The sequence below is a fragment of the Jannaschia seosinensis genome (assembly GCF_001408515.1).
GTDB classification, from domain to species: domain Bacteria; phylum Pseudomonadota; class Alphaproteobacteria; order Rhodobacterales; family Rhodobacteraceae; genus Jannaschia; species Jannaschia seosinensis.
In genome coordinates, this window is sequence record NZ_CYPR01000170.1 from 1 (window position 1) to 4,644 (window position 4,644).

Annotated in this window: 4 protein-coding genes and 3 pseudogenes; 3 read left to right on the top strand and 4 right to left on the bottom strand. The window is 63.1% G+C overall.

Annotation, left to right across the window (positions count from 1 at the left end):
* The 3 genes and pseudogenes from JSE7799_RS20565 to JSE7799_RS21820 all read right to left on the bottom strand — a co-directional run.
* A partial coding sequence (locus JSE7799_RS20565; RefSeq protein WP_144431694.1) for a helix-turn-helix domain-containing protein occupies positions 1 to 113 on the bottom strand: 113 nt, incomplete at its 3' end.
* Positions 114 to 232: 119 nt separating this feature from the next.
* Positions 233 to 424, bottom strand: a pseudogene (locus JSE7799_RS12905) (IS1634 family transposase N-terminal domain-related protein); the annotation flags it as partial.
* 155 nt (positions 425 to 579) lie between these two features.
* Positions 580 to 1,433, bottom strand: a pseudogene (locus JSE7799_RS21820) (transposase); the annotation flags it as partial.
* Between the two features lie 359 nt (positions 1,434 to 1,792).
* On the opposite strand from JSE7799_RS21820, the gene JSE7799_RS12910 reads away from it, so the two are divergent.
* Both JSE7799_RS12910 and JSE7799_RS12915 read left to right on the top strand, forming a co-directional pair.
* Entirely contained in the window at positions 1,793 to 2,224 is a 432-nt protein-coding gene (locus JSE7799_RS12910; RefSeq protein WP_055663990.1) for a hypothetical protein, read from the top strand.
* A gap of 70 nt (positions 2,225 to 2,294) precedes the next feature.
* Positions 2,295 to 3,380: an ABC transporter ATP-binding protein gene (locus tag JSE7799_RS12915; protein ID WP_055663991.1), complete on the top strand. Its 1,086-nt coding sequence runs from the start codon at positions 2,295 to 2,297 to the stop codon at positions 3,378 to 3,380.
* A gap of 26 nt (positions 3,381 to 3,406) precedes the next feature.
* Here the strand turns inward: JSE7799_RS12915 and JSE7799_RS21825 are convergent.
* A pseudogene (locus tag JSE7799_RS21825) lies at positions 3,407 to 4,271 on the bottom strand (transposase); the annotation flags it as partial.
* 128 nt (positions 4,272 to 4,399) lie between these two features.
* On the opposite strand from JSE7799_RS21825, the gene JSE7799_RS12925 reads away from it, so the two are divergent.
* Positions 4,400 to 4,644, top strand: a 245-nt coding sequence (locus tag JSE7799_RS12925; protein ID WP_222101728.1) for a transposase, incomplete at its 3' end; no start/stop codon positions are given.

The following is a 4,644-nucleotide window of genomic DNA, read 5'->3' on the forward strand; positions in this document are numbered from 1 at the left end:
GAGAACGCCAACATCTTCTGAACGCTGTCGCGCGAAATCCCGAAGTGATGCGCCGCCGCCCGCTGGCTCATGCCCTCCGCACAGGCCAATCGCACCTTACGATACAAGTCCACGGTGAAAATCCTCCCGCCCTCCCTGCCGCCAGAGAGGGTAAAGGTGGACGACTTTTACGCCGCCCGCAGCAGGCTCATCCCGCCGCTACCGTGGCAGACTTTTGCACCGCCGTTCTCACCTTGGCTGGCTCCTCGCGGCCCGCCGCTCGACTGAGCCCCCGGATGAGCGCATCGAGATGGCCGTCCTTCATGCCATCAACACGCCCGAGATTGGCGATGACGCGCAGCCGGGGCTTGCCGGCCTCGTTCCGATAGGACTCGACGATCTGCAGGTAGCGGCGTCCGCCGCTCTCGGTGGTGCGCACAAACATGGAATGCAGGATGCCGTGCCAGACGCCACTCCACAACGCCAGATTTTCGACGACGTGTAACTACACGTGTTGCGCCGCTTCATACACCTAACCCACTGAAAAGACTCGCGCGCGCCAGGCTAAACCCCTTATTTTCCGGAAGATTCTGTCGAACTTCGGTGGCCCGAAAGTTTCATACGGTGCATCTTCGTCCTGACGCGGCTCCGGCGGTGGTAGCGATCGGGACCGCCCTGGAACCGGCGGCGGGCTGGGCCCTCGCTATTGTTGCCACGGCGCCCGGCCGAGGTGTTGCGATGCTCAGAGAGCTTCATTTCGCGCTACTTCGCCGGCGAGACGGCTTTCCGCGGCTTGGCGTTCCTGCGGGTCGGAATGACGGCGTGGGCGCTTTGATCTGCAATGGCATCGGGGGTTTCGTGTGGCACAGGTGCCGTCGGCGTTCGCAGGCTCATCCCTCCCGAACAATTCGTCCGCCGGGATCGGGCTCGGAAGGTTGGGCAGCATGAGCGCGTCAGCTGTATGGCTTCCGTTCGCGGGCTCTCTCGCAGCGACGGCGTTCGCCCGCTCACTCTCGACGGCCCGGACCTGCAGCGCCTCCTCGTCAAGTTCGAGATGGATCCTGCGCCAGCCCCGCCGTTCGGGGCCGCCATGCTGTTCGTCGGGAAAACAGTCCACCGGACCATTTCCTGATCCTTCTACCCTTCACCTTGGACCTCGATCCCGGTGCTGTCCACTGCCCGGCGAGGCATTGCGCAGAAACGTCCCGAGAGAGGGCAGCAGGTGCAGCGGGTCCGCTGATCCGCGGGAGGGGATGTTCACCGCCAAGGTCTTCTGGCGACGAGACAGTGTGCCGGAGCCGGGCACCGTCCAGTGGAGGCCGATCAGGCGCAACAGGCTCCAGACGGTGAGGCTTGCCGAACAGCACTTTCATGGAAAGGCATGTGTGGCTGGCAGTATCGCTGCAGGTCCGATGTCGGCCACGCCTGCCTGTCGGCGCGGCGCTCCAGCTCATCCCGAAGTGAACCAGATCATAAGCAATCAAAGGCGCTTACGCGCGTCATCCTAGGCTGACCAGCTCTTGGTCTTCTAGGTGAGGGGCACGGGCCTCCTCACTCGTCCCAGCTACTACGCTGAACCCACGAGACGTATCCCTCTTGAGTCTTACGCAACAGAACCAGTCCAAAGAGCCGACAGCGCCGCCCCTCGAAGGTCCATGCTGCGCAGTGAGCGTATGAAAGTGCTCCCGCACGGACAAGGCGAGAGGTTTCCGCTGTTGCAATCTGTGCCCCATTTGTGGAGCGCGTCAACTCTTTGTGGCGGCCAGCCTTCGTGCTAGGTGGCGGGTTCAGGAAGAATCCGCGGAGGGATTACATGCGGCGCTGGCATTTCTACGTCATGGGGTTGATTGCGCTGGTTTACGGGCTCATCGGCTTGACGGAATACGTGATGATTACGTTTGGCCTGCGAGTGGGCTGGCTCGAACTTTATCCCGCCGAGCAGATGGTATGGCTGAAGGCGGTGCCGGATTGGGTCAACGTTGTCTGGCTTGCGCATGTCTTCCTTGCCCTCGTCGGGGCGCTGTGCCTGCTGGCACACCTGCAGTCAGCGGTCTGGATGCTGGCCTTCGCTTTCCTGACGCTCGTGGTGGTGAGTGTCTGGATGTTCTTCTTTGCCATGCCGACGGTCGTTGCAGTGACGGGCGGCGGCTGGATTCCATGGACGCTTGCGGGCCTCGTGCTGCTCCTTTCGTTCCTCATCTACATCTATGCCCGTCAGGAGAAGCAGCGCGGCGAGGTGCTCTGACCTGCCTTTGACGCTGTCTTGAGTGGCTGTTACGGCAATCTGACCGGAACTATCGGATTTGGATGGACCAATGCAGCCACGCCTTCAGATCGACGGCCTCGTCCGCTTTCTGGGCGGACGAAGCGTCGTTGACGATATTTCACTGTCGGTCGCGGCGGGACAGGTGACATGCCTCTTGGGGCCATCGGGCTGCGGAAAGTCGACCACGCTGCGGATCATCGCGGGTGTTGATCGACAGGATAGCGGCGTGGTGCGCCTGAACGGACAGATTGTCGCCGACGACACGCGCCATCTGGCGCCGGAAACTCGCGGCGTAGGTCTGATGTTTCAGGATTTCGCGCTGTTTCCCCATCTCGACGTAGCCGAAAACATTGCTTTCGGACTTAAACGCGGAAAAGCCGCTGACGCGCGGGTTGCAGAGCTTCTGGAGCGCGTCGACCTGCGAGGCTATGGGCGCAAGCACCCTCACGAATTGTCTGGCGGAGAACAGCAGCGGGTCGCGCTTGCCCGCGCTCTAGCGCCGCGGCCGAAGGTCATGCTTATGGATGAGCCCTTTTCGGGCCTCGACAACCGGCTGCGTGACGAGATTCGTGACGCGACGCTGACGGTTTTGCGCGATGAGGGGACGGCGGTTTTACTGGTGACGCACGAGCCGGACGAGGCGATGCGCATGGCAAGTGAAATCGCCCTGATGCGTGACGGTCGAATCGTTCAGCGTGCCGCACCCTACAATATCTACAATGCGCCGGTCGACCGGAAGGCGGCAGCGTTCTTCTCCGACATCAATTGCCTTGAGGGCGTCGTGCGCGGTGCTCTGACCGAAACGCCGTTCGGCCAGTTCCTCGCCCCGGGGTACGAGGATGGAACAGCAGTCGACATTGTTTTCAGGCCCCAGCACGTGCGGATCGATTTCGACCGCGGCGGACGTGGCCCGGCGCCAACAGCCGAAGAAGGAACGCCTGCCCGCGGAACGGTGGAGCGGGCCCGCTTTATCGGCAAGGAGAGTCTGGTGGAGTTCCGAATGGAGAACGTCGATGGTCGCGGAGCGGGAGCGCTCGTTACCGCGACCGTTCCGGCGGTTTTTCTGCCGAAGCCCGGCACCGTTATGTGGCTTTCGATCCGGCGGGAGCGGTGCTTCGTCTTTCCGCAAAAGTGACTTCCGCTCTCCTTGGTATTGTTTCTCTATCGGAGCTCCAGACGTTCATTCCCCTTTCCCTGCTGAGTTTTGGCGACGGCTTCGGTCTCGGCCCTGCCGAGGTCGGGGAAGCGGTTCTTGACGGTGATGCGGCTCTGGGTTTCGGCGGTCTGGCGGTCGGGGTTTCGCGGCATGATCCGCTCACCGGAGCGCTTCGGGCAATTCATGCGCGCCGCGATCCGGCTGCGGACGTGGTGCCGCGCCTGTTTTCTCCCGCGCCCGTTTCTTCCACCGGGCCGGGCCCGGATGCCGGGTCGTGCGCAGGATCCCCCTTCGTGCGATGGCGGCGGGACAGTCCTCTTTTCAAGTTCGCCCGTTGCGGCGGACGGGCAGTGAGGGCTTGAGTGCCACCGGCTCGCAGGAATGCCCGAACGCCTTCGCACCTGGATCGGCGATCGCGCCACGGCACCACCGGGAATTGCAGGCGCCGTCCGCGGTTGCGGTTTTGATCGGCGCGTCGTGCAGGATCTGCACCCGCACCTCCGGCAATGAGGAGGATTGGAAAATGGCCCGCTGATTGTGTTTCTGAGGGATGGGCTGCCGCCCTGGCGGCTCGAGGTGACCTCAACCGCGCAGACATCTCCCGTGCCTGCGTCTACGGCGAGATGGATGTTCCGCCATTGCCTCCGGGCACGAGGAGCCATGCTTGCGGGCCAGTCGCTCATCGTCTCCACGGCACTTGATGCCGGTGCAGCCCACTGCCCGGCAGGGCACTGCGCAGCAATGTCGCGGAGAGGGGATCAGGGGCTTCAGCGGTTGTCGGATTACGCGAACTGCACCGCGGTCCGCGTCGGTACAGCGTCGCGAAGCCAAAGCCGGCCAATCGAGCCCTCCCCATCCGGGCTGGCTTTCGGGTATTGTACCCTCAGGTCTGGAAATTCGCTTGAGACGCGGGGCGTGAGCCCGTGCTGGGGCGCCCCAGCACGGGCTGCCCATTCTGGTATTCCATGGAGTTGCAACACGGCCATGGAGAAGAACGAATGGACAGGAAGGATACGGCGCTTGAGGCGGTCTTGGAACAGTTGATCGAGCACGGGCCCGGCGAGATCGCATCGGTGTTCGCGCGGGCTTTCGAGCTGGCGATGCAGATCGAACGGGAGCGGTTTCTCGGCGCGAGCCATTATGAGCGCACGCCCGAGCGTCACGGCTATGCCAACGGCTACAAACCCAAGCGGATCGACACGCCTGCGGGCACGGTGAGCGTGCAGGTGCCCAAGACTGCCGG